Below are 22,707 nucleotides of genomic sequence, written 5' to 3' on the forward strand. Positions count from 1 at the left end.
CCTACCTGCCGACCTTTGCCGTCCTCTGCCGTCACACGGCGGCCAGCAGGTCCGCCGCCAGCAGCTCCTCCCCCTCCGCCGCCGTGCACCACTGCTCGGCCCGCAACCACGCCCGCTTGAGGTGCAGGTGCACGTCCGCCTCCCAGGTGAACCCCATCCCGCCGTGCACCTGCAGGCAGTCCCGGGCGTTGCGCACGGCCGCCTCGTCCGCCAGCAGCTTCGCCGCCGCGGTCTCCGCCGGCGCGCCCGTCACCGCCGCCGCGTAGACCGCCGTACGGGCCAGCTCGGCCCGCACCAGCATCTGCGCGCACAGGTGCTTGACCGCCTGGAAGGCGCCGATCGGCTGCCCGAACTGCTCACGCTCCCCGGCGTACGCCACCGCCAGCTCCACCGTCCGCAGCGCACTGCCCGACTGGAGCGCCGCGGTCAGCAGCGCGCCCTCCGCCCGGTACGCCCCGGCCACGCCGGCCCCGGCCACCCGGTGCAGCGGGGTGAGCGGGTCCACCGAGGCGGTCGGGGTGCCGGCCGGCCGCGCCCCGTCGGGAAGGGCGGCCCCCAGCACCGCGTCCGCCTCGGCGAGGTGGGTCACCAGCCCGTCCGCCAGGTCGTACGCCGTGACCACCGCCAGGCCCTCCGCCGCGCCCGGCACCGTACCGGCCGCCAGGTGCGTGGCGACCAGCGGACCGGGCACCAGGGCGCGCCCGGCCTCCTCGAAGACGAGCACCGCCTCCGGCAGCCCGAGCCCGACCCCGCCCTCCGCCTCCGGCAGCCGCAGGGCAAAGAACCCCGCCCCGCCCAGCTCCCGCCACAGCCCGCGGTCCACCGCCGTCCCGGTGTCGAGCGAGGCCCGCAGGGCTTCCCTCCCGTAGCGGCCCGCGAGGAGCTCCCGTACGCCCGCCCGCAGGTCGCGCTGGTCCTCGGTCAGCCGGAAGTCCACGGCCACACCTCCACAATCCTCACCGGCCCTTCGGAAGGCCGAGGATCCGCTCGGCCACGATGTTCTGCTGGATCTGCGAGGTGCCCGCCGCGATCGTGTACGAGAGGGAGGAGAGCCGGTCCAGGGTCCATTCCCCGTCGAGGGACAGGGACCCGGCCCCGAGCACCTCGGCCGCCGTGTCGTACAGCTCCTGCCGGGCGTGCGAGTAGCGCAGTTTGAACACCGAGCCGCCCACCCCCGGCACCCCGCCCGACTTCTCGGCCTCGCTGACGTTCCACTGGGTGAGCCGCCACAGCGCGCCGAACTCGGCGTGCAGCCGGCCCAGCCGCCGCCGCAGCACCGGGTCGTCCCAGCGGCCGTTGCGGCGCGCCTCGCGGGCCAGCCGGCCCAGGGTGCGCCGGCAGGCCACGACCTCCCCGACGAAGGCCGTCCCCCGCTCGAAGGAGAGGGTGACCATGGTGACCCGCCAGCCGTCGTCCTCCTCGCCGACCCGGTTGGCCACCGGCACCCGGACCTCGTCGAGGAACATCTCGGCGAACTCGGTGGACCCGGCCAGCGTCCGCAGCGGCCGGACGGTGACCCCGGGCGCGTCCATCGGCATCGCCAGCCAGGTGATCCCCCGGTGCTTGGGCGTGGCGGCGCTGACGGGGGTGGTGCGCACCAGCAGCTCGCACCAGTCGGCGACCTCCGCGTGCGAGGTCCAGATCTTCGATCCGGTGACCACGTAGTGGTCGCCGTCGCGGACCGCCCGGGTGCGCAGGGAGGCCAGGTCCGAGCCGGCGTCCGGCTCGGAGAAGCCCTGGCACCAGATCTCGTCCCCGCGCAGGACCGGGGGCAGCCAGCGCTCGCGCTGGGCCCGGGTGCCCTCGGCGGCGATGGTGGGCCCGGCGTGCAGCAGCCCGACGAAGTTGGCGCCGACGTAGGGGGCGCCGGCCCGTTCGGTCTCCTCCAGGAAGATCAGCCGCCGGGTCGGGGACGCGTCCCAGTGCACGTCGGCGTACCCGGCGTCGTGCAGCATGCGCTGCCAGCCCGCGTCGTACGCCCGCCGGCCCGGCCAGTCGCCGGGCGGGGGTGCGGCCGGGAGCCCGGGCAGCACCTCGGCCAGCCACTTGCGCAGCCGGGCCCGGAACTCCTCTTCCGCCTCGGTGTAGGTGAGGTCCATGGCCGCTCAGACCAGGTCCAGTCCGAGCATCCGGATCGCGTTGCCCCGCATCAGCTTGTGGACGGTCTCCTCGTCCAGGCCCTCGACGTGGTCGAGGGCGACCTCCTTGGTGTGCGGGAAGGTCGAGTCCACGTGCGGGTAGTCGGTCTCGAAGGTGGCGTTGTCGCGGCCGACGACGTCGAGGGAGGCGATGCCGTGCTTGTCACGGAAGAAGCAGCAGAAGATCTGCCGGTAGTAGTACGTCGAGGGGGGCTCGGGGATCAGTCCGCGCACCCCGCCCCAGGCGCGGTGCTCCTGCCACACGTCGTCGGCGCGCTCCAGGGCGTACGGGATCCAGCCCATCTGGCCCTCGCTGTAGGCGAGCTTGAGCCGGGGGAAGCGGACGAGCACCCCACTGAAGAGGAAGTCCATCATCGAGGCCATCGCGTTGTTGAAGCTCAGGCTGGCCTGGACGGCGGGCGGGGCGTCGGGGGAGGCGGCGGGCATCTGGGAGGAGGACCCGATGTGCATGTTCACGACGGTGCCGGTCTCCTGGCAGACGGCGAAGAAGGGGTCCCAGTAGCCGGAGTGGATGGACGGCAGGCCCAGGTAGGTGGGGATCTCGGAGAAGGTGACGGCCTTGACCCCGCGGGCGGCGTTGCGGCGGATCTCGGCGACGGCCAGGTCGATGTCCCAGAGCGGGATGATGCACAGCGGGATCAGCCGGCCGCCGCTGTCCCCGCACCACTCCTCGACCATCCAGTCGTTGTAGGCGCGGACGCAGGCGAGCGCGACCTCCTTGTCGTGGGCCTCGGCGAAGGTCTGGCCGCAGAACCGCGGGAAGGTCGGGAAGCACAGCGAGGCCTCGACGTGGTTGAGGTCCATGTCGGCGAGCCGGGCCGCCGGGTCCCAGCAGCCGCGCCGCATCTCCTCCCGGGTGATGCCCTCCAGGGTCATCTCGTCCCGGTCGAAGCCGACGGCGGCGATGTTGCGCTTGTACGGGAACTTGAGGTCCTCGTAGATCCACCAGTCGGTGGGCGGGCCGTCGGGGTCCATGGTGATCTGGTACTTGCCGCCGACGTACGCGAGCTCGCCGATGCCCGCGGTGACGGCCTTGGGGCCGCGGTCCCGGTATTTGGCGGGCAGCCAGCGGTCGAAGAGATGGGCGGGTTCGATCACGTGGTCGTCGACGCTGATGATCCGAGGCAGTTCCATGAAGTCCCCTCGCCGGCTTCGAGAGCCTTTTCTGATGACCCGTCAGAAACAAGCTAGCCCCGCGCACCCTGGACCGTAAAGCGCTCCCGGCCTACGCTCTGCGTCGATCTGACACAACGTCAGGTCGCGACGCCACGGGAGGCCGGGCATGACGGACACCGCACGCGAACTGGACCGGTCGGCCACCTTCTGGGAACTGATCGCCCGCCGGGCCGCGCTCACGCCGGACGCGCCGGTGCTGATCGAGGCGGAGACCGGCCGGACCCTCACCTTCGGCGGGCTGCGCGACCGCGCCGAGCGCGTCGCCGCCGGCCTGTACGGCCTCGGCGTGCGCCCCGGCACGGTCGTCGCCTGGCAGCTGCCCACCCGGATCGAGACGGTGCTGCTGTCCGTCGCCCTGGCCCGGCTCGGCGCCGTCCAGTCCCCCGTCATCCCCTTCTACCGGGACCGCGAGGTCGGCTTCGCCCTCACGGCGGCCGGGGCCGCCTTCTTCGCCGTACCCGGCACCTGGCGCGGCTTCGACCACACCGCCATGGCCCTGCGGCTCGGCGCCCGCGGCGTCTTCGAGGCCTACGAGGACCTGCCCGAGGGCGACCCCGCGGTCCTGCCCGCGCCCCCCGAGTCCGGCACGGACGTCCGGTGGATCTACTGGACCTCCGGCACCACCTCGGACCCCAAGGGCGTGCTGCACACCGACCGCTCGCTCATCGCCGGCGGCTCCTGCCTGGCTCACGCGCTCCACCTGAGCGGGTCCGACGTCGGCTCCATCGCCTTCCCCTACGCCCACATAGGCGGCCCCGACTACCTGGTGATGCTGCTCCTCTACGGCTTCCCGGCGGTCCTCTTCGAGAAGTTCGCGCTCCCCGACGCCCTGGACGGCTACCGGCGGCACGGGGTCACGGTGGCGGGCGGCTCCACGGCCTTCTACTCCATGTTCCTGGCCGAGCAGCGCAAGCTGCCGCCCGGCGGCAAGCTGATCCCCAGCCTGCGGCTGCTGGCGGGCGGCGGGGCGCCCAAGCCCCCCGAGCTCTACCACGCCGTCACGCGCGAGCTGGGCTGCCGGCTCACCCACGGCTACGGCATGACCGAGGTCCCGATGATCACCATGGGCTCCCCGGACGACACCGACGAGAACCTGGCGAACACCGAGGGCCGGCCCCCCGCCGGCATGTCCGTCCGCATCACCGACCCGGACGGCAAACCCCTCCCGGCCGGAACGGACGGCGAGGTCCGGCTGCGCGGCGAGGCCGTCTGCCGCGGCTACCTCGACCCCGCCCAGTCCGCCGCCGTGTTCGACGCCGACGGCTACCTGATCACCGGCGACCTCGGCCGGCTCACCGAGGACGGCCACCTGGTCCTCACCGGCCGCAGCAAGGACGTCATCATCCGCAAGGGCGAGAACATCTCCGCCAAGGAGATCGAGGACCTGCTGCACGGCCTGCCCGGCGTCTCCGACGCGGCCGTCATCGGGCTGCCGGACCCCGACCGCGGCGAACGGGTCTGCGCCGTGGTCGAACAGCCGGCCGGCGCCGAACCGCTGACCCTGTCCGCCGTCACCGCGCACCTGCGCGCCGAGGGCCTCGCCACCCACAAGCTGCCCGAACAGCTGGAGCTGGTCGAGGCCCTCCCCCGCAACGACACGCTGCGCAAGGTCCTGAAGTACAAGCTGCGCGAACGCTACGCGGACTGAGCGCCCGCAGCGTCCGCCGGCAGTCGGTCCACCCGGCGCCCGGGACCGAGCAGCAGGCTGCGCTTGGCAGCGAGCCGCGCCCGGTCGCCGTCGCCGGGAGCCCTTCCTAGGATGGGAGGGGCATGCCCGTCGCTCTCGGGGACCGGCACCTTGAGGTGATCTCCCCATGCCAGGACTCCGAAGCCGTACGGCCTGTGCCGCCGCCGCACTGGTGCTGGGCGTGCTCGGCACCGCGCAGGCCCCCGCCCCGGCAGCGGCGCTGCGCGCGGACCTCGACCCCGTCACCGTCGAACGGCTCGACCGGGCCATCGAGGACGTGATGGAGGAGGCCGACATCCCCGGCGCCAACGTCGGGGTGTGGATCGACGGCCGCGGCGACTACGTGCGCTCCTTCGGCACCTCCGACAAGACCCTGGGCCTTCCGATGAAGGCCGACCTGTACAGCCGGATCGGAAGTGTCACCAAGACCTTCACCATCACCGCACTGCTCCGGCTCGTCGACGAGGGCAAGGTCGGCCTGGACGACCCGATCTCCCGGTACGTGGACGGGGTGCCCGGCGGCGACCGGATCACCGTCCGGCAGCTCGCGGACATGCGCAGCGGCCTCTACAACTACACCGAGGACGAAGGCTTGCTGACCACCATGAAAGACGATCCGCAGCACTCCTGGACGCCGCGGCAGCTGGTGGACACCGCCTTCGCGCATCCGCCCGATTTCCCGCCCGGGACGAAATGGGAGTACAGCAACACCAACACGGTCCTGCTGGGCATGCTGATCGAGAAGGTGACCGGGCAGCCCCTCGACGCGTACCTGGAAGAACACGTCTTCGGACCGGCCGGGCTGAACGACACCTCGCTCCCGGACACCGGCGCGATGCCCTCGCCCTACGCCCACGGGTACACGAACTTCACGCCGGACGGGAAGACCGCCGACGCCTCCAACTGGAACCCCTCCTGGGCGTGGGCCGCCGGAGCGGTCGTCTCCGACCTGGAGGACCTGCACCGCTGGGTGCCCGTCCTGGTCTCCGGAAGGCTTCCCGGCGGCGAGCCGCTCCTGGAGACGGGCACCCAGGCCCAGCGGCTGCGCATGGGACCGACCGGTCACCCCGGCATCCGCTACGGGCTGGGCATCGCCGAGATCGACGGGTGGATCGGGCACAACGGCGAACTGCCCGGCTACGAGGCCGTCGCCGTACGGCTGCCCTCGGCCGGGGCCACGCTCGTCGTGCTGGTCAACGCCGACACCGACGAGGGCGGCAACCTGAGCTCGCAGATCGCCGCGGCGGTCACGAAGGTCATCACCCCGGAGCACGCGTGGGAGCTGCCGGCCGAGGCCCATCCCGCCGGGCCCTCCAACCCGCCGTCCAACCCGCCGTCCAGCCCGCAGTCCAACCCGCCGTCCAGCCCGCCGTCGTCCCCGGCCGCGGCGCGCTGAGCGGGGCCGGGGACGACGGCGTGGGCGGTCACGCGTCCGGGTCGACCCCGCAGTAGGCGGCGAAGGCGGTCAGGATCCCGGCCTCCGAGATCCGGCCGTCCCCGTCGTCGTCCAGCGCGGCGGCCACCGTCACGGCCAGGTCCCCTTCGATGCCCAGCACCCGCAGCACCCGGGCCGCGGCCGGCGGGGTCACGCCGCCGCCGTCCTCGTCGGCGACCGCGATCACCGCGTGCAGGAAGTCCTCCGCGATCCGGGCGAACCGCTCGGGGCTGTCCTGCAGCCGCTTGGCCGCCCCGGTGACGAACTCCTCGCGGGTGACCCGCTGGTCGCCGTCCACGTCGGCGATGCCGGCCATGCCCTGCCAGAACGCCTCGGCCCCGCTGAAGACCGCCTGCCCCTTGTCGGAGCGGGCGGTGATGCCGAATTCGGCCATCACCGCGCGCGCGGCCTTGCTGAAGTCCTCGCGGTCGATATAGCCGTTGCCGTCCTGGTCGAAGAGGGCGAATCGGGCGGCGATCTTGCGCTCGTACTCTGCGCTGTCCATATACGGGATCCGCCTTCACATGTGCGGTGGTGTGCAGTTCAAGACAAGGCAGGAGCGTACGGCCTCGGTGGCCTGCACGTTAAGCGAAGCGGGCAAGCAGGTGGCCGCATCGAACCCGCGCACGAGGAGCGCGACGGGGCGCGTGCCCGCCGGAGCCCGTACGAGGGTTGACCCGTCGGTAGCAGAACCCGCTCTTCCGGGGGGAGGTTCCCGCAAAACGGGCACACGACGGCCGGGTGACACTACATTCGGAAAGGTCGACAAGGGCTGGGGGCTTCAATGCCGAAGGACGCACCACCCCGTTGGGACCGCAAGATGCAGCAACGCCTCGCCCGCGGCGAGGCCGCGGCGCTCGGGGAGCTGTACGACCGGTTCGCGTCGCTCGTGCACAGCCTGGCGCACCGGGTGCTGGGCGACGAGCAGGCCGCGGACCGGGTCACCCGCGAGGTGTTCGGGTACATCTGGGAGAACCCGGACGCGTACGACCCGAAGCAGGGCTCCATGCGGTCCTGGGTCGCCCGGATCACCCAGGGGCAGGCGGTGGCCCGGCTGCGCCAGGCCGAACACGGCCGGGGCTCCCGCGAGGAGCTGGAGCAGAAGGTGCGCAGCGCCAACGCGGCAGCCCGCGCGGACTACATCGTCACCTCCATGCCCGCACCGCTGCGGGCCGCTCTGGAACTGGCGTACTTCAAACGCCGTGACTACCGGCAGGCCGCCGCCGACCTGCAGATCAGCGAGGACGAGGCCCGGCGTCGGCTGCGCCTGGGCCTGCAGCTGCTGTCGACCGCCAACGTCCTGCCGCGGGAGGGCTCCGCCCCGCCCGGTTACGGCCCGCCCGGATACGGAAGCTCACGATGAACGGCCCCGCCGAGTTCCGCGACGACGACCGCGACCTCCCCGGTCCCGCCCGGATACCGGGTCCGCGGGGCGCCGCCGACGACCTGCCGCCGGAGGCGGCGCCGGAGCTGGCGGCCCCGGCGCCCACGCACGAGGTGCTCAAGTCCCTGCTGGGCGCGTGGGCGCTGGCGGCGTGCTCGGCGGAGGAGACCCAGGCAGTCGAGGACCACCTCACGGAGTGCGCGCCGTGCGCCGAGGAGGCGCTGCGGCTGCGGGACGCGGTGGGGCTGCTGCACCCCGAGGAGAGCCTGGACCTGAACCCGCTGCTGCGGTCCCGGGTGCTGGAGGGCTGTCTGGGGAAGCGGCCGGCCCGGATCCCGGTGCCGGCGTGGGCGAGCCCGTACGACACCGAGGCCGCGCGGCTGGACGCGCTGTTGCGGGACTTCGGTGACTCCGAGTGGCACACCCCGGTGCGGCTGAAGTGGTTCGAGGAGGAACGGCGGCAGACCCGCCGGACCACGGTGGCGGGGGTGATCGGCCATCTGATGTCCGTGGACGGGCTGGTCGCGACCGCCCTCGGACTGGACGACCCGCTGGGCGCGGACGCGCCGACCGCGCCGGCCGCCCGGACCGAGCAGTTCTGGGAGTCCTCCCCGTACCCGACCACCCGGCAGGTCCGCGAGCCCTGGCGGGAGCAGGGGCACACGCTGGTCCGCACGGTGTCCTTCGCGGGGCGCGGGGTCGCCGAGCTCTCCGTGGACTACGGCGATTTCCGGTTGCCGCTGGGGGACGCCTTCCTGGAACGGGCCTTCGAGTGCTGGGTGCACGCGTGGGACATCGCGGAGGCGGTGGACTACCCCTACGAGCCGCCGTCCGGAGCGCACCTGCACCGGATGATCGACCTGGCGGCGCGGCAGCTGCCGGCCGCGCTGGCCGAGCGGCGGCGCTCGGGCCTGGCCTCGCCGCCGCGCAGCCTGGTCTCGGCGGGATCGCCGGGCCGGACCCTGCACCTGGAGATCGAGGGCGCGGGCGGCGGCTCCTGGGACATCGCGCTGGACTCGCCGGCGGCGGCGACCTCCGCGGAACACACGGTGGCGCAGATCGCGCTGGACGGGGTGGAGTTCTGCCAGCTCGCGGCGGGCCGGGTCACCCCGGAGGAAGCGGCCGCCGGCCAGCACGGCGATCGCGAGGCGATCCGTGACGTCCTCTTCGCCGCGGCCTCGCTCAGCCGGTTGTAGCCGTCCGGCGGGGGGCACTCCCCGCCGGGCTCCCGCCACGAGCGGCGGGTACATACGGGAATGCCCGAGTAAATCCGCTTGGCGGCATGGGTAGTTGAATTGACAATTGTGCGTTCGTGGCCGCGGTTCCGCTCAACTCGTCCAAGCCGACGAAGGCCACGTACGCGAGCAAGCGCGTCGGCGGGGGAACCTGGAGCTACGGCACCTCGGCCGTCATATCCGGCAAGCAGTGCTACTCCAACTACATTCACCCCACCAAGAAGCACTCGGCCAGCGTCGCGATCGCTTCCCAGACCGACAAGGACACCCGGGAGAAGGACATCTGGGCCAAGGCCGCCGCGGTCTCCGGCGGTGCCTACACCTGCTACACCTACTGGGGCGTCTACTAAAATCCACCCCCCGAAGGATCTACTCCCATGCGTTCTTCGCTCGTCGCCTACGCCTCCGCGGTGGCGGCCGGCGCGGCAGTCGGAATATGCGGTCCCCTGCTCGTCTCGACCGGCGGTCAATTCGGGCACGTGGCGCACCTGGTCCTGAGCGCCGGATGGAGTTACGCCGCTCTGGCCTTTTGTGCCGGAATACCCGGCACGTCGAAACGGCGATCCGCCGGAATGGGGGCCGCGGCACTCGTCGTCGCGGTGCTGGCCTACTACGTGACGAAGGCCGGCCAAGGAGAATTCCTGCAGGCCGACCTCAGTGACACCTCAGGGCAGACGACCTATTTCGCCTGGGGCGGTTTTCTCTCGAAAACCGCGATGTGGTGTCTCTTCGCAGCCCTGACGGGGCCGCTCCTGGGAGTGGCCGGAAACATGTCCCGCAGCACGCGGCCGTACGGCCTGCTCTGCCGGCTCTCGGTCCCGCTCGTGGCCTTGGTCGAGACGTCCATGCGGCTTCGGAGCGAAGCCCCCCTGCAGGAAGCGCTGACCACGACCACGTGGGATGCCACGCGCGTCGTGGCGGCACTGGCCGTCGCCGTCCTCGTGTGTCTCGCGATACACGGCGGTTGGCGGCGGCGGACCGCCCGGCAGACGCACGTCTGACAGCCGACGGGCGCGGCCCGGCAACCGGAGACGACACCCTCGACGGTGTCGACTCCGGCTGCCGGGCCGCACTCCGTGTCTAGGCGAAGACCACCGTGCGGGAGCCGTTGAGCAGGACGCGGTGCTCGCTGTGCCACTTCACCGCGCGGGCCAGCGCCTGGCACTCCACGTCGCGGCCGATGGCCACCAGCTGGTCGGGGGTGACCTCGTGGCCGACCCGCTCGACCTCCTGCTCGATGATCGGCCCCTCGTCGAGGTCGGCCGTGACGTAGTGCGCCGTGGCACCGATCAGCTTCACGCCGCGGGCGTGCGCCTGGTGGTACGGCTTGGCGCCCTTGAAGCTGGGGAGGAAGGAGTGGTGGATGTTGATGATCCGGCCGCTCAGCTCCTTGCACAGCGCGTCCGACAGCACCTGCATGTAGCGGGCCAGCACGACCAGCTCCACGTTCTCGGCGCGCACCAGCTCCAGCAGCTGCGCCTCGGCCTCCGCCTTGGTGTCCCTGGTCACCGGGATGTGGTGGAAGGGGATGTCGTAGGAGCCGACCAGCTCGGCGAAGTCGGTGTGGTTGGACACCACCGCCGCGATCTCCACCGGCAGGGCCCCGATCCGGGACCGGAACAGCAGGTCGTTCAGGCAGTGGCCGAACTTGGAGACCATCAGCACGATCCGCATCCGCTCGTCGGAGCGGTGGATCTGCCAGTCCATCTGGAAGGTGTCGCCGATCGCCGCGAAGCTCGCGCGCAGCTTCTCCACCGTCAGCGGGGGCTCGGCGGTGAAGTGGACCCGCATGAAGAACAGACCGGTGTCGCGGTCTCCGAACTGCTGGCTGTCCTCGATGTTGCAGCCGGTCATGAACAGGTAGCTGGACACGGCGTGCACGATGCCCTGCTTGTCCGGGCAGGAGAGGGTCAGTACGTACTGCTGGGGCTGCTGGTGCGGGTCGTCGCTCATGGCAGCACAGCCTTTCACACGGTTCAGGCCGAACGCGTCAGGATCCGCAGCACCTCCAGCGAGCGCGGCCGGACGTCCGGGTCCTCGCCGTCGGAGGAGGCCAGCCGTACGTGCGCCTCGCGGGCCGCCCGCACCGCCTCGGGCCAGCCGTGGTGCTCCAGGTACGCGGTGACCGGGGCGTCCGGACCGACCTGGTGCAGGATGCGCAGCACCCGCAGGACGGCGACGTCGACGAGGGCGGCCTCCTGGGAGTCCCGGAAGATCGTCCCGACGTACTTCTCGGCGGACCAGTTGTCGAGCCAGGTGTCCTCGACCAGCCGGTACACGGCGTCGGTGACGTCTCCGTAGCCCTCGGCGCCGGCCAGCCAGGTGTCTTCCTGGAAGACCGGGTCGGAAAGCATGTGCAGCGCCGAGCGCACGTTGCTGCGCCAGCGCCACCACGGCATGTCGTTCAGCGGCATGCCGCCCATGGTGGAGGAGCGGCGGCCACGGCGGGAAGAGTTCTTCGAACCTTCGACGAATGTCACGCTTTCGATCGTACGTTCCCCTCCGGCGCGATCTTGACGACCCCCGGGAGCAAACCGGATCTTCCCGTTCCGTATTACTCCCCTGTAATTCACCCTCGCGTCACCCGATGTTGTGAACCCCTCACGCCACGGTTACCCGGGCCCGCAATTCTGCGTGGTCATGACCACCAAGCGACGCACCCAGCCTGCCCGGCCCCTTCTCTCCGCGGTACTGGGTGCGTGTCTGGTCGCCGGATGCGGCGTACTGCCCGGCGGAGGCGAGGACTCCGGCGGGACCCTCACCGTGATGACCTGGGCCCCCGAGGAATCCAAGGCCACGAACATGGCCGGCATGCCCGCCATGGCCCGGGCCTACGAGCGATGGGTCAACGCCAAGGGCGGCATCAACGGCCGCAAGCTGCGTGTGATCACCTGCAACGAGCACAACACGGCGACCGGCGCGGCCGACTGCGCCCGCCAGGCCGTGTCCGAGAAGGCGGTCGCGGTGGTCGGCTCGTACAGCCAGCACGGCCGCGCCTTCATGACCCCGCTGGAGAACGCCGGCATCCCCTTCATCGGGGGTTTCGGGGTCTCCCAGGAGGAGTTCCAGAGCGTCCTGTCCTACCCCGTGAACGGCGGTACGCCGGCCCTGCTCGCCGGTGCCGGGCACCAGCTGGCCCAGTCCTCCTGCCGGCAGGTCGCCCTGGTCCGCCCGGACACCCTCGCGGCCGATTCCCTGCCGATCCTGCTGAACGCCGGCCTGAAGCCGTCGAAGCAGAACGAGGCCGTCGACATCCGGGCCGCCGAGGACTCCGCGGACTACGCGACCCAGGCGCGCCAGGCGCTGGCGCACGCCGAGGGGAGCAAGGAGAAGGGCTGCGTCACGGCGGCGCTCGGCGAGCGCACCGAGACCTTCTTCGACTCCTTCCGCCGCCTCGACGAGAAGACCGACAAGAAGCGCCGGCCTCAGATCTCCTCCGTCCAGGGCAGCGTCAGCCAGGGCCTGGTCGACCGTACCGGCGGCACCGACAGCCCCTTCGAGGGCGCGTACGTCACCGGTTGGTACCCGGTGGCCACCGACCCGCTGTGGGACCCGATGCGGAAGGTCATCGACCAGCACGCCTTCGGCGACGACGACGTGGACCCGGCGGACGTCGGGACGCAGACCACCTGGATCGCGTACACCGTCTTCACGGAGGCCGTGAAGCGGATCGGGGAGGAGGAGGTCACCGCGAGCCGGCTCTCCCGGGTCCTGAACAACTCCGAGGGGATGAGCACCGGCGGCCTCACCCCGGACCTGCGCTGGCGCTTCCAGGACATGCGGGCCGTCCGCGGCTACCCGAGGCTGGTCAACGGACAGGTCACCTTCCAGGTGGTGCAGGCCGGCCGGCTGGTGGCCCAGCCCGGCCAGCAGGCGCTGGACATGACGGAGACCATGGAGCAGGCCCCGACCACCGGCTGACCCACCCGCGACGGAACCCGGCCCGGCACGATCCGGCAGGCGCGGCCGGGCTAGAGCTGGGTCTTGTCGCGCTTGGTCAGCTGGTACTTGGCGGCGATCCGGTTCCAGAGGACGGCGGCCTGCTCCTTGGCCTTCGTGGCCTCGCCGCTCGACTTGTTGCCGGCGGCGGCGTCCGCGGTGCCACGGGCCTTCCCGTCCTTGCACATCCTCTTGTCGTCGTCCTTGTCGCCCCTGCCGTCGTCGCCCTTGCCGTCGGCGACGTCCTCGGCCCAGTCCGCGTACGAACGGTCGGCCGCGGCGGAGGACTTCCATGCCTTGGTGAGCGAGGCCGAGAGCCGCGCATGGTCCGGCAGCTCGTCCATCTTGAGGTCCTGGAGCCGGGTCACCAGCTCGTCGCGCTGCCGTGCGGCGTCACGCAGGTCCACGGCGGCCTGGTCCAGGTTCCGGCAGCCCTTGATGTCGTCCACCGCCTTGATCACGGAGGCCCGGCTGTCGTTGCTGTCGGCGAGCAGCTTGTCGAGCTGGACCGCCTGGGAGCGGGCCGGGTCGACGGGGGCCTCCGCGGCGCTCGCGGCGGAGCCGGTGGGCGACGGTACGGAGGACACGGCTGCGGGGTCGTTGTTCTGGGCCTTGCCGGGCTCGCTCAGCAGCGCGCCGACACCGAGACCGGCGACGGCCAGCCCGATGACCCCGGCCGCGATGATCCCGCCGGAGACGCGGCGCGGGGGCTCGGCCTCCTCGTGGACGTACTGCTGCTGCGGGTACGGCGGCTGGTGCTGCTGAGGGTGCTGGTGCTGCTGGGGGAGCTGCCCCGGCGGCTGGAACCGCTGCCGGTTCGGCTCCGGCCGCGGCGGCGGGTAGGCCTGCGGGGGCTGCTGCCGGAGCACCGGCTCCTCGATCGGCGGCAGGAACGCGGTGGCCGCCTCGTGGTGCCCGGGGTCCGGACCGGCCGGGACCGGCGGCAGGAACTGCGTCGCCGCCTCGTCCGCCGCGGCGGGGCCGGCCGGGACCGGAGGTATGTACTGGGTGGCCGCCTCGTCCGCGCCCCCGGGGCCGGCGGGCACCGGAGGTATGTACTGCGTGGCCGCCGCGTCCGCACCGCCGGGCCCGGCGGGCGCGGCCGGCACGGGCGGGATGTACTGGGTGGCGGCCTCGTGGGCGGCCGGCGGATAGCCGTACCCGGGCGCGCCGTCCTGGACGGGCGCGATGTACTGGGTGGCCGCCTCGTGGGCGGCCGGCGGATAGCCGTACCCCGGCGCCTCGGCCGGGACCGGCGCGATGTACTGCGTGGCCGCCTCGTGCGCGGCCGGCGGATGGCCGTACCCCGGCGTCCCGTCCGGGACCGGCGCGATGTACTGGGTGGCCGCCTCGTGCGCGGGCGGATGGCCGTACGCCTGGGGATCGGCGGCGGCGGGCGGCGGGCCCCACGGCGCACCCTCGTGCGGGTACCCGCCTTGTGTGCCTTGCGTCACCGGGATCCTCCTCCGACTGCCCGAACCTTCGGAACCGTCGGGTCACGCTACCCGGTGCGCGCGGACCGCGCGGCCCTCGGGGGCCGCCCGCGGCCGGGGAGAACCCGGTCGCCGAGCGGCCCCGCGGGGTGTTTCCGCCCCGGTCCGCGCGGGCCGGCCGCGCCTCAGGCGGCGGGGGCCAGCCGGGAGCTGAACTCGCGAACCGCGGCCTCGTCCCGGAACGGATCGAGGCGGGTCCGGAAGTCGTCCAGGTACTCCGCGCCCCGGTTCGAGCGGAGCCCGGACAGGAGCTCCACCGCCTGGGTGGCCGTCGCGCAGGACTGCTCCACCTCCCGCTGCTGGACCTGCGAGGAGGCCAGCAGCAGCAGGCCGATGGCTCGTCTGCGGGCCTTCGTCGCGGGCAGCGCACGCAACGCCTCCTCCGCCCGCCGCGCGGCCGCTTCGGCCTGCCCGAGGTCCCGGTGGCAGTGCGCCAGTTCGTCGGCCAGGTAGGCCTCGTCGAAATGCCGGATCCACTCCGGATCGTCCCCTGATTCCGGTTCCGCCCGCTCCAGCGCGCTCACCGCCCGCGAGGACAGCACCGCGGCCGCCCGCGCGTCGCCGAGCAGGGCGTGTCCCCGCGCCTCGGCCGCGTAGAACATCGCCTCGGCACGCGGGGTGACCTGGCCCCGGGTGCCTTCCTGGGCCGCGCGCGCCAGCTGGGCGATCTCCCGCGGGTTGCCCAGCTCGGCCGCGAGGTGGCTCATGGAGGCGGCCAGCACGTAACCGCCGTACGCCCGGTCCCCGGCCGCCTGCGCCAGCCGCAGGGCCTGGATGTAGTAGCGCTGTGCCAGGCCGGCCTGGCCGGTGTCCACCGCCATGTAGCCGGCGAGTTCGGTCAGCCGGGCCACGGCCGCGAACAGCGCCCGCCCGACCGGCTCCCGGTACGAGCCGCCGATCAGGCCGGACACCACGCTGTTGAGGTAGTGGACGACGACCGGGCGGACGTGGCCGCTGCCGAACCGGTGGTCGAGGTCGACCAGGGCCGCGGTGGTCGCGCGTACCGCCTCCACGTCGGACATGCCCACGCGCGACCCGCCCGACCGCGCCACCGCCACGTCGGCACCGGTGATCAGCCAGTCCCGGCTGGGCTCGACCAGGGCCGAGGCCGCGACCGTCGAACCGGACAGGAAGTCCCGCCGGCCGACGTCGCTGCGCCACAGCTCGCAGACCTGCTCGATGGCGCCGACCACGGTCGGGGAGAACTGCAGGCCCACCCCGGATGCGAGGTTCTTGCCGTTGGCCATGCCGATCTCGTCGATGGTGACGGTCCGGCCCAGTTTTCGGCCCAGTGCCTCGGCGATGATCCCCGGGGCCCGGCCGCGCGGCTGCTGGCCGCGCAGCCAGCGGGCCACCGAGGTCTTGTCGTAGCGGAGGTCGAGGCCGTGTTCGGCGCCGCACATGTTGACCCGCCGGGCTAGCCCGGCGTTGGAGCACCCGGCTTCCTGGATGAGCGCCTGGAGCCGTTCGTTCGGCTGACGGGCGACGAGTGGCCTGGCTGCCATGAGAAACCCCCTGTGGCCGCGGGTGATCGTTCCATTGATCACTTCCCGGCGGTCTGCGGAGAATGCCGGGGAATCTTCCGCTCTGCGCTGTGTCGCTACCCAGCCCCGGCTCCCCGGCCCCCCGCGCGCCCCCACCCGTGCACCGGTGCGCCCCGCATGCAGGATCGATGCTCCGTCACCCGGCCGTTTCGGGACCGTAACCCCCCGTGACAGCCACAGTTGTGATGGTCGTGGAAGAGACCATGACAGTCACGGAGTCCGACGCCGCCGCCATCCCCACGCAGCGGGGCGAGCCGCTGCTCGACCATGCCGTGCGGTACGCGGAAGAGCGGCACTGGGACGTGTTCCCCGGAACCTGGCTGGAGGCCGGGGACAGCGGACAGCTGTGCTCCTGCGGGGAGCCGGACTGCCCGGCCCCCGGTGCGCACCCCGCCGTGAAGGACTGGGCGGCGCAGGCCACCGGCAGTGCCGTGCAGGCCCGCCGGATGTGGGCCAAGCACCCCAAGGCGTCCATCCTGCTGCCGACCGGCCGGACCTTCGACGCGATCGACGTGCCGGAGTCCGCCGGGTTCCTGGCGCTGGCGCGGATGGAGCGGATGGAACTCACCCTGGGGCCGGTGACACTGACGCCGGACCGCCGGATGCTGTTCTTCGTGCTGCCGGGCGCGGGGGTGAAGGTCCCGGACCTGGTGCGCCGGCTCGGCTGGTCACCGGCCGCGATCGACCTGCTGACGCGCGGCGAGGGAGAGTTCGTGGCCGCGCCGCCGACCCGGTACGGCGGGCGCGGTGCGGTGCAGTGGGCGCGGCGGCCCACTCCGGCGAACCGCTGGCTGCCGGACATCGAGGAGCTGATCTCGCCGCTGGCGTACGCGTGCGGGCGGGAGGCGTCCGCGGCGCGGGCCCGGCAGGCCTGACCGTCCGCGCAGGTCGATGACATTCGTCATGCGCTCGCCCCGTTTCCCGCTCGTATCGTGAGACGTGACCACGGGGGACAGTACGAGAGGCAGGGCGGCGCATGCCTGACCAGGCGTTTGCGACGGACGGGACGGCGGCGACGACCGCCGTCCCCGCGGTACGGACCACCGGACTGTGGAAGCGGTTCGGGGAACAGACGGCAGTCGCGGGGGTGGATCTGGAGCTGCCCGCCGGGAAGTTCATCGGCCTGGTCGGCCCGAACGGCGCGGGGAAGACCACCACCCTGTCGATGGTGACCGGCCTGCTGCGGCCGGACGAGGGGCGGGTCGAGGTGGCCGGCCACGACGTGTGGCGGGACCCGGCCGAGGTGAAGGCGCGGATCGGCGTGCTGCCGGAGGGGCTGCGGCTGTTCGAGCGGCTGTCGGGCCGGGAACTCCTGGGCTACACGGGCCGCTTGCGGGGCCTGCCGGGCGAGGAGACCGACAAGCGGGCCACCCAGCTGCTGGAGGTGCTGGACCTGGCGGGTTCCCAGCACAAACTGGTGGTGGACTACTCGACGGGCATGCGGAAGAAGATCGGCCTGGCGGCGGCGCTCCTGCACAACCCGGAAGTGCTGTTCCTGGACGAGCCGTTCGAGGGTGTGGACCCGGTGTCCGCGCAGACCATCCGCGGAGTGCTGGAACGTTACACCCGCTCCGGGGCCACGGTCGTGTTCTCCTCCCACGTCATGGAACTGGTCGAGTCGCTGTGCGACTGGGTCGCCGTGATGGCGGCCGGACGGATCCGTGCGGCCGGCCCGCTGGCCGACGTACGCGGCGCGGCACCCTCGCTGCAGCAAGCGTTCCTGGAACTGGTGGGCGCGCAGGGGCACGCCCCCGGGGACTCCCTGGACTGGCTGGGCGGCGGAACGGCGGCGGCCCGATGAGCACGCACCCGGCCACGGCCGGCGCGGGCCTGCCCGCCGTCCCGCTGACCCGGATCTTCGTCCGGCTCAAGCTGTCGCTGCTGCGGAACGGCCTGAAGGGCTCCGCGAAGCGCAAGGCCGCCTTCATCGGTTCGCTGACCTCCGCGCTCGTGGTCGCCGCACTGATGGTGCTGGTCCTGTCCGTGCTGCGGGGCAGTGCGCACGCCGCCACGGTCGTCGTCGTCCTCGCCGGGATCATGGGGCTGGGCTGGGCGGTCATGCCGCTGCTGTTCGGCGGCGCGGACGAGACCATGGACCCGAGCCGGCTCGTGATGCTGCCGCTGCGGCCGCGGCCGCTGGTGCGGGCGCTGCTGGTCTCCTCGCTGGTCGGCATCGGTCCGCTGTTCACCGCCTGCCTGGCGGTCGGTTCGGTCGTCGCCGTGGCGGACGGCCCGGCCGGGGTCGCGGCGGGGGTACTCGCCGTCCCGCTGCTGCTGCTCGGCTGTGTGGGGCTGGCCCGGGCGGTGGCCGCCGCCAACGTGCGGCTGCTGAGCAGCCGCAAGGGCCGCGACCTGGCCGTGCTGAGCGGTCTGCTGATCGCCATCGGGGCACAGTTCATCAACTTCGCCGTCCAGCGGCTGACCGAGCCCGGCGGGCTCACGGCGCTGCGGCCGGCGGCGGCCGTGGTGGGCTGGCTGCCTCCGGCGACCGCGCTCGGCATGGTGGACTCGGCGAGCGAGGGCGCGTACGGCAAGGCCGCGGCCCAGCTGGCGGTGACCCTGCTGGCGCTGTTCGCGCTGCTCGTCTCCTGGGAGCGGAGCCTGACCCGTCTGATGGTCACGCCGGACGGGTCGACGATCGCGGCCGCGGCACCCGCCCGGGACCGTGCGGCGGGCAGCGGCCTGTGGCGGCTGCTGCCCGGCGGCCGGTCCGGCGCGGTCATGCAGCGGACCCTCCGTTACGGCTTCCGGGATCCGAAGACCAAGGCCGGCTGGATCAGCGGTCTGGCCATCGGCGCGATCGTGCCGGTCTTCAACGCCCTCCAGGGCACGGGCTCGGTGTACTTCTGCTGCTTCGGGGCGAGCATGCTCGGGGCCCTGATGTACAACCAGTTCGGGCAGGACACCTCGGCGTTCTGGATGGTGGCGCAGACCATCTCCACCCCGCGCGAGGCCTACGCCGAACTGCGGGCCCGGGCGGCGGCGCTGCTGCTGGTCACCCTCCCGTACACGGTGCTGATCACCGTGGTGACCGCCTGGCTGCTCGACGACTGGGCGACCCTGCCGGACGCGCTCGGACTGGCCCTGGGCCTGCTCGGCACGATGCTGGGCACGGGCGCGCTGTCCTCGGCGTACGCCCCGTACTCCATCCCGCAGGAGGGCGCGTTCAAGAGCGTGGTCCCGGGCCAGGCGGGTCTGGCCGTGTCGAGCATCTTCGGCGGCATATTCGGGTCCGCGCTGCTGTGCGCGCCGCTGATCGCCCTGGTGGTCGGCCTGCGCATGTCCGACCACCACGAACTGCTGTGGCTGGTGCTCCCGGCGGGCATCGCCTGGGGGGCGCTGCTCGCCTGGGCCGGTCTGCGCATGGCCGCGCCGAAGGTGGCACGGGACCTGCCGGAGATCCTGGCCGCGGTCAGCAAGGGCTGAGCGGTCCGGGTCAGAGCCGTCGGAGGACCTGGGCCTCGGCGCGTTCCACCGAGGTGCGGCCGTGGACGTGGACCAGGGCGAGGTGGAAGAGGGCCGGGGCCAGCGGGGCCCAGTTGTGGACACGGTCCGGGCGGAGCAGGTACCGGGTGACGTCGGCCGGGCGGAACGGGACGTACTCCATGGTCTGGTGTTCCCAGCGGTCGGCGACCCCGCGGCTCATCCGGTCCCGGAGCCGGTCGCCGGTGAGCTCGGTCAGCCGGGCGTAGAAATGGGCGCTCCAGTGCCGCCGGTCGACGTCCAGGGCGATGGCCAGGAGTTCGAGCGCGTATTCGTGCGGCTCCAGCGAGAGTTCCTCGCGCATGCCCCGACGGGCGGCGGAGTGCAGGTCGGGAGCGTTGCGGCCGGCCGAGTCGATCCCCCGGGCGAGCCCCTCGTTGACGGAGGAGTTCCAGACTCCGGGCGCCATCCGGACCCGCTCGCTGCGGCGGCTCACGACCAGCAGGTGATCGCTGGTGACCACGGCGACGTTGATGGCGAAGCTGCAGTGGAGGAAGGCGGGGGCGGTCAGGGGCTGCTCGGGGTCGAGGTAGCGGGTCCGGGGGGTGGTGCCGTCCGGGAGACGCCGGTCGAGCTGCTGGGCGGCGAGGAAGGTGTGGTAGTCCGTGGGCCGGAGCCGGATGTGGACCTCCGGATTCTCTTCCAGTGGGGTACGGGACACATCGACGGACTCCACGGCGTAGCGCGCGCCGTTCCAGATCGGCGGGTCGTGGCGTTCGGCCGCGATCTCGTCCCGCCAGGCGGCCATTCCGTCGGGGAGCTCGACTTCCTCGCCGAGGACCTGGATGTGGACGGCCTCGGGGGCGATGGCCCGGTCGCCGTCGCCCTCGATGATCAGGGCCGAGGTCCGCAGCGGGCCGAGGGCGAAGGTGGACCACGCCCGGCTCTGCTCCTCGCGGAAGGTCATGCTGCGGACCTTCCCGGCCGACTTCCGCCGGAGCCTGAACCACGCGTCCTGTAAACCCTGTTGGAACAGGGTCGCGAAGACCACGCCGAGGACCGCTCCGACCACACCGTTGCCCACATCTATGCCACCCACCGCAGCAGCCTAGGTCAACCACGGTTGCTTTCCCCAGTGTTGGGAGTCTTTGTGGATCAGGTGCCGGCCGGGACGCCGGCCAGGAAGGGTTCGAGGACGGCCCGCCAGGCGGCCGGCTGGTCGAAGTGGAGGTAGTGGCCGGCGTCGGGGATCTCGGCGTACTGGCCGGCGGGGAGGACGCGGACCATTTCCTGGGCCTCGGCCCGGCCGAGTTCGCCGTCGAGGCCGCGGACGACGAGGGTGGGGCAGCTGACCTGGGCGAGTTCCTCCCAGTGCGCGTCGTGCACCCAGGTCTCGCGGGCCACCAGCATCTGGTGGCGGGAGAACCGCGGGCGCCAGCCGTCCTCGGTCTGGTGCATGACCTCGGCGAAGAAGGCTCCGCGGCCGGGGTCGGGGCGCTCGACGCGCGGGTCGTCCTCGCCGAACCAGCGGCGGGCGGCGTCCTGGCTGGGGAAGGGCAGCGGCCAGCGGTGGAACCACTCCTCCCAGTCGCGCTGGGAGGAGGCGCCGAGGGCGGAGGCGCGCATGTCGCAGATGACCAGGGCGCCGACCAGGTCGGGCCGGCGGGCGGCGAGCTGCCAGCCGGTGAGGGCGCCCATCGAGTGGCCGATGAGGGTGACGGGGGCGAGGCCGAGCCCTTCGATCACTGCTTCGGCGTCGGCGACGAAGGCCTCGCGGGTGTAGGGCCCGTGGACGGGGGCCTCGCTGTCGCCGTGGCCGCGCTGGTCGAGGGCGATCACGCGGTGCCGGGCGGAGAGCCAGCGGGCGGTGCCGGCCCAGTGCAGGGCGCGGCCCATCAGGCCGTGGAGTAAGAGTGCGGCCGGTTTGCTCGGCCCGGCGTCGTGGGTGCCGCCCCGCGCGCCGGCGGCCTGTCCCGGGTCCGATCCGAAGCCCGGTCCGGAGCCCTGGCCCGTGTCGCGTTCCGTGCGTGGCCCGCCGACGCCGTCGGATGGTTCCGGGAACTCCCAGGCGGCCAGGCGTACGCCGTCGGCTCCTGTCACATCGAAGCGCTGTACCACCGCAGATGCACCCCCTTCGTGCCCGCCGCCAGCGTATCGAACCCGTATTCGAAAATGCCCGTCCCGCCCGCAAGACCCCTCTTTCGAGTGACCTTGCTCAAGGATTGGCCGCCGCTGCCGAGGGGAGATCTTCTACAGGGAGGCGGGCCGCTCGGGGAAGACGGTCCGAGGGGATGACCCTGGGAGCTCGGGGCTCCGGGTCAGCACAGGGGAGGACCGGCCCCGGCGCCGCGAGGCGCCGGGGCCGCCCCCGTCCGAGGGCATCCGTTCAGCGCAGGACCGGACGGCTCAGCGCTTGGCGACGAACACGTGCGAGGCGATCTCCGCCTCCAGCTCGGCGGCCTCGCCGCCGCTGCCGACCAGCACACCGCCCGGCGACTCCGTCACGCTCACCACCGAACCGGGCTGCACGCCCGCCCGCCGCAGCGTGTACATCAGCTGGGCGTCGGTCTGGATGGGCTCGCCGATCCGGCGCACCACCACGGTCTTGCCCTCGCTGCCCGGGTCCAGCTCCGCCAGGCTGACCATGCCCTCGTCGAGGAACGGGTCCGCCTCGGCCTTCTCGCCGAGCTCCTCGAGGCCCGGGATCGGGTTGCCGTACGGCGACTCCGTCGGGTGGCGCAGCAGCTCCAGCACGCGCCGCTCCACCGCCTCGCTCATCACGTGCTCCCAGCGGCAGGCCTCGGCGTGCACCTGCTCCCACTCCAGGCCGATCACGTCGACCAGCAGGCATTCGGCGAGCCGGTGCTTGCGCATCACGCGCGTCGCCAGGCGGCGGCCCTCGTCCGTGAGCTCCAGGTGCCGGTCGCTCGCGACGGCCACCAGGCCGTCGCGCTCCATCCGCGCCACCGTCTGGCTGACCGTCGGGCCGCTCTGGTCGAGCCGCTCGGCGATCCGGGCGCGCATGGGGACAACACCTTCCTCTTCGAGCTCAAGAATGGTACGGAGATACATCTCCGTGGTGTCGATCAGTCCGGACATTCGTGCCCCTCGGATAGCGTGCGCTGGCCCTGCCCCCAATTGTGCCGGAGAGCGCCGACAACCGTCCCGTGCCGCCAAACTGCAAGACGCCGGGCATCCACTCAAGTGTGCGCGCCGACTCCGCCGGGTGCCC

21 protein-coding genes are annotated in these 22,707 nt (G+C 72.6%); 10 read left to right on the plus strand and 11 right to left on the minus strand.

The genetic code is table 11. The features are described from left to right. Positions 1-31: 31 nt before the first annotated feature. The 3 genes from AC067U_RS14030 to AC067U_RS14040 are packed head-to-tail and all read right to left on the minus strand — an operon-like array spanning position 32 to position 3,293. Entirely contained in the window at positions 32-937 is a 906-nt protein-coding gene (locus AC067U_RS14030; RefSeq protein WP_478830116.1) for an acyl-CoA dehydrogenase family protein, read from the minus strand. A 19-nt stretch (positions 938-956) separates the two neighbouring features. Further along, on the minus strand, positions 957-2,099 hold the full coding sequence (locus AC067U_RS14035) for an acyl-CoA dehydrogenase family protein (RefSeq protein WP_478829908.1): 1,143 nt from the start codon (positions 2,097-2,099) through the stop codon (positions 957-959). Positions 2,100-2,105: 6 nt separating this feature from the next. Then, positions 2,106-3,293, minus strand: coding sequence for an amidohydrolase family protein (locus tag AC067U_RS14040; protein ID WP_478829909.1), 1,188 nt, complete (start codon positions 3,291-3,293; stop codon positions 2,106-2,108). 148 nt (positions 3,294-3,441) lie between these two features. On the opposite strand from AC067U_RS14040, the gene AC067U_RS14045 reads away from it, so the two are divergent. Together AC067U_RS14045 and AC067U_RS14050 are read left to right on the plus strand one after the other, a co-directional pair. Then, a complete protein-coding gene (locus AC067U_RS14045; RefSeq protein ID WP_478829910.1) occupies positions 3,442-4,983 on the plus strand; it encodes a class I adenylate-forming enzyme family protein in 1,542 nt (513 codons plus the stop codon). A 166-nt stretch (positions 4,984-5,149) separates the two neighbouring features. Beyond that, positions 5,150-6,418 carry a serine hydrolase domain-containing protein gene (locus tag AC067U_RS14050; protein WP_478829911.1) on the plus strand — a complete coding sequence of 423 codons (1,269 nt, stop codon included), beginning with the start codon at positions 5,150-5,152 and terminating at the stop codon, positions 6,416-6,418. 28 nt (positions 6,419-6,446) lie between these two features. Here the strand turns inward: AC067U_RS14050 and AC067U_RS14055 are convergent, their stop codons facing one another. Next, positions 6,447-6,962 (minus strand): EF-hand domain-containing protein, encoded by a 516-nt coding sequence (locus AC067U_RS14055; protein WP_478829912.1) that lies wholly within the window; start codon positions 6,960-6,962, stop codon positions 6,447-6,449. A 279-nt stretch (positions 6,963-7,241) separates the two neighbouring features. Between AC067U_RS14055 and AC067U_RS14060 the strand changes: the two genes are divergently transcribed. The 4 genes from AC067U_RS14060 (at position 7,242) to AC067U_RS14075 (ending at position 10,077) form a co-directional block, all read left to right on the plus strand. After that, a complete protein-coding gene (locus tag AC067U_RS14060; RefSeq protein ID WP_478829913.1) occupies positions 7,242-7,820 on the plus strand; it encodes a sigma-70 family RNA polymerase sigma factor in 579 nt (192 codons plus the stop codon). Further along, positions 7,817-9,037 (plus strand): maleylpyruvate isomerase N-terminal domain-containing protein, encoded by a 1,221-nt coding sequence (locus AC067U_RS14065; protein WP_478829914.1) that lies wholly within the window; start codon positions 7,817-7,819, stop codon positions 9,035-9,037. Before AC067U_RS14060 ends, AC067U_RS14065 begins: the two co-directional genes overlap by 4 nt. Before the next feature lie 116 nt (positions 9,038-9,153). Continuing rightward, entirely contained in the window at positions 9,154-9,426 is a 273-nt protein-coding gene (locus AC067U_RS14070) for a lactococcin 972 family bacteriocin (protein ID WP_478829915.1), read from the plus strand. Positions 9,427-9,453: 27 nt separating this feature from the next. Next, entirely contained in the window at positions 9,454-10,077 is a 624-nt protein-coding gene (locus tag AC067U_RS14075) for a DUF6518 family protein (protein ID WP_478829916.1), read from the plus strand. 79 nt (positions 10,078-10,156) lie between these two features. On the opposite strand, the gene purU is transcribed toward AC067U_RS14075, so the two are convergent. After that, on the minus strand, positions 10,157-11,029 hold the full coding sequence (gene purU, locus AC067U_RS14080; RefSeq protein ID WP_478829917.1) for a formyltetrahydrofolate deformylase: 873 nt from the start codon (positions 11,027-11,029) through the stop codon (positions 10,157-10,159). Positions 11,030-11,052: 23 nt separating this feature from the next. After that, positions 11,053-11,499, minus strand: coding sequence for an SCO4402 family protein (locus AC067U_RS14085; protein WP_478830117.1), 447 nt, complete (start codon positions 11,497-11,499; stop codon positions 11,053-11,055). A gap of 217 nt (positions 11,500-11,716) precedes the next feature. Between AC067U_RS14085 and AC067U_RS14090 the strand changes: the two genes are divergently transcribed. After that, positions 11,717-12,997, plus strand: coding sequence for an ABC transporter substrate-binding protein (locus AC067U_RS14090; protein ID WP_478829918.1), 1,281 nt, complete (start codon positions 11,717-11,719; stop codon positions 12,995-12,997). Between the two features lie 50 nt (positions 12,998-13,047). On the opposite strand, the gene AC067U_RS14095 is transcribed toward AC067U_RS14090, so the two are convergent. Next, complete coding sequence (locus AC067U_RS14095; protein WP_478829919.1) at positions 13,048-14,469, minus strand: hypothetical protein; 1,422 nt, start codon at positions 14,467-14,469, stop codon at positions 13,048-13,050. Between the two features lie 164 nt (positions 14,470-14,633). Continuing rightward, the gene (locus tag AC067U_RS14100) at positions 14,634-16,013 is read right to left on the minus strand and encodes a transcriptional regulator (protein WP_478829920.1); all 1,380 of its coding nucleotides are present in this window, start codon (positions 16,011-16,013) and stop codon (positions 14,634-14,636) included. A gap of 242 nt (positions 16,014-16,255) precedes the next feature. On the opposite strand from AC067U_RS14100, the gene AC067U_RS14105 reads away from it, so the two are divergent. From AC067U_RS14105 to AC067U_RS14115, 3 genes are all read left to right on the plus strand, one after another. Continuing rightward, positions 16,256-16,927: a bifunctional DNA primase/polymerase gene (locus tag AC067U_RS14105; RefSeq protein ID WP_478829921.1), complete on the plus strand. Its 672-nt coding sequence runs from the start codon at positions 16,256-16,258 to the stop codon at positions 16,925-16,927. Between the two features lie 101 nt (positions 16,928-17,028). Beyond that, a complete protein-coding gene (locus AC067U_RS14110) occupies positions 17,029-17,853 on the plus strand; it encodes an ABC transporter ATP-binding protein (protein ID WP_478829922.1) in 825 nt (274 codons plus the stop codon). Then, positions 17,850-19,478, plus strand: a complete 1,629-nt coding sequence (locus AC067U_RS14115) for a transporter (RefSeq protein WP_478829923.1) — start codon at positions 17,850-17,852, stop codon at positions 19,476-19,478. Before AC067U_RS14110 ends, AC067U_RS14115 begins: the two co-directional genes overlap by 4 nt. 10 nt (positions 19,479-19,488) lie before the next feature. Here the strand turns inward: AC067U_RS14115 and AC067U_RS14120 are convergent, their stop codons facing one another. The 3 genes from AC067U_RS14120 to AC067U_RS14130 all read right to left on the minus strand — a co-directional run bounded on the left by AC067U_RS14120 (position 19,489) and on the right by AC067U_RS14130 (position 22,574). Continuing rightward, positions 19,489-20,574 carry a hypothetical protein gene (locus AC067U_RS14120; protein WP_478829924.1) on the minus strand — a complete coding sequence of 362 codons (1,086 nt, stop codon included), beginning with the start codon at positions 20,572-20,574 and terminating at the stop codon, positions 19,489-19,491. Between the two features lie 56 nt (positions 20,575-20,630). Next, a complete protein-coding gene (locus AC067U_RS14125; protein WP_478829925.1) occupies positions 20,631-21,593 on the minus strand; it encodes an alpha/beta fold hydrolase in 963 nt (320 codons plus the stop codon). Positions 21,594-21,881: 288 nt separating this feature from the next. After that, positions 21,882-22,574: an iron-dependent transcriptional repressor DtxR gene (locus tag AC067U_RS14130; RefSeq protein ID WP_478829926.1), complete on the minus strand. Its 693-nt coding sequence runs from the start codon at positions 22,572-22,574 to the stop codon at positions 21,882-21,884. Between the last annotated feature and the right edge of the window lie 133 nt (positions 22,575-22,707).

Source organism: Streptomyces sp. NPDC043853, assembly GCF_056436025.1.

Excerpts from the sequence above, each read along its gene's own strand:
- AC067U_RS14035 (WP_478829908.1), bottom strand. The coding sequence starts at position 2,099 with ATGGACCTCACCTACACCGAGGCGGAAGAGGAGTTCCGGGCCCGGCTG.
- AC067U_RS14040 (WP_478829909.1), bottom strand. The coding sequence starts at position 3,293 with ATGGAACTGCCTCGGATCATCAGCGTCGACGACCACGTGATCGAACCC.
- AC067U_RS14045 (WP_478829910.1), top strand. The coding sequence starts at position 3,442 with ATGACGGACACCGCACGCGAACTGGACCGGTCGGCCACCTTCTGGGAA.
- AC067U_RS14050 (WP_478829911.1), top strand. The coding sequence starts at position 5,150 with ATGCCAGGACTCCGAAGCCGTACGGCCTGTGCCGCCGCCGCACTGGTG.
- AC067U_RS14055 (WP_478829912.1), bottom strand. The coding sequence starts at position 6,962 with ATGGACAGCGCAGAGTACGAGCGCAAGATCGCCGCCCGATTCGCCCTC.
- AC067U_RS14060 (WP_478829913.1), top strand. The coding sequence starts at position 7,242 with ATGCCGAAGGACGCACCACCCCGTTGGGACCGCAAGATGCAGCAACGC.
- AC067U_RS14065 (WP_478829914.1), top strand. The coding sequence starts at position 7,817 with ATGAACGGCCCCGCCGAGTTCCGCGACGACGACCGCGACCTCCCCGGT.
- AC067U_RS14075 (WP_478829916.1), top strand. The coding sequence starts at position 9,454 with ATGCGTTCTTCGCTCGTCGCCTACGCCTCCGCGGTGGCGGCCGGCGCG.
- purU (WP_478829917.1), bottom strand. The coding sequence starts at position 11,029 with ATGAGCGACGACCCGCACCAGCAGCCCCAGCAGTACGTACTGACCCTC.
- AC067U_RS14085 (WP_478830117.1), bottom strand. The coding sequence starts at position 11,499 with ATGGGCGGCATGCCGCTGAACGACATGCCGTGGTGGCGCTGGCGCAGC.
- AC067U_RS14090 (WP_478829918.1), top strand. The coding sequence starts at position 11,717 with ATGACCACCAAGCGACGCACCCAGCCTGCCCGGCCCCTTCTCTCCGCG.
- AC067U_RS14100 (WP_478829920.1), bottom strand. The coding sequence starts at position 16,013 with ATGGCAGCCAGGCCACTCGTCGCCCGTCAGCCGAACGAACGGCTCCAG.
- AC067U_RS14105 (WP_478829921.1), top strand. The coding sequence starts at position 16,256 with ATGACAGTCACGGAGTCCGACGCCGCCGCCATCCCCACGCAGCGGGGC.
- AC067U_RS14110 (WP_478829922.1), top strand. The coding sequence starts at position 17,029 with ATGCCTGACCAGGCGTTTGCGACGGACGGGACGGCGGCGACGACCGCC.
- AC067U_RS14115 (WP_478829923.1), top strand. The coding sequence starts at position 17,850 with ATGAGCACGCACCCGGCCACGGCCGGCGCGGGCCTGCCCGCCGTCCCG.
- AC067U_RS14130 (WP_478829926.1), bottom strand. The coding sequence starts at position 22,574 with ATGTCCGGACTGATCGACACCACGGAGATGTATCTCCGTACCATTCTT.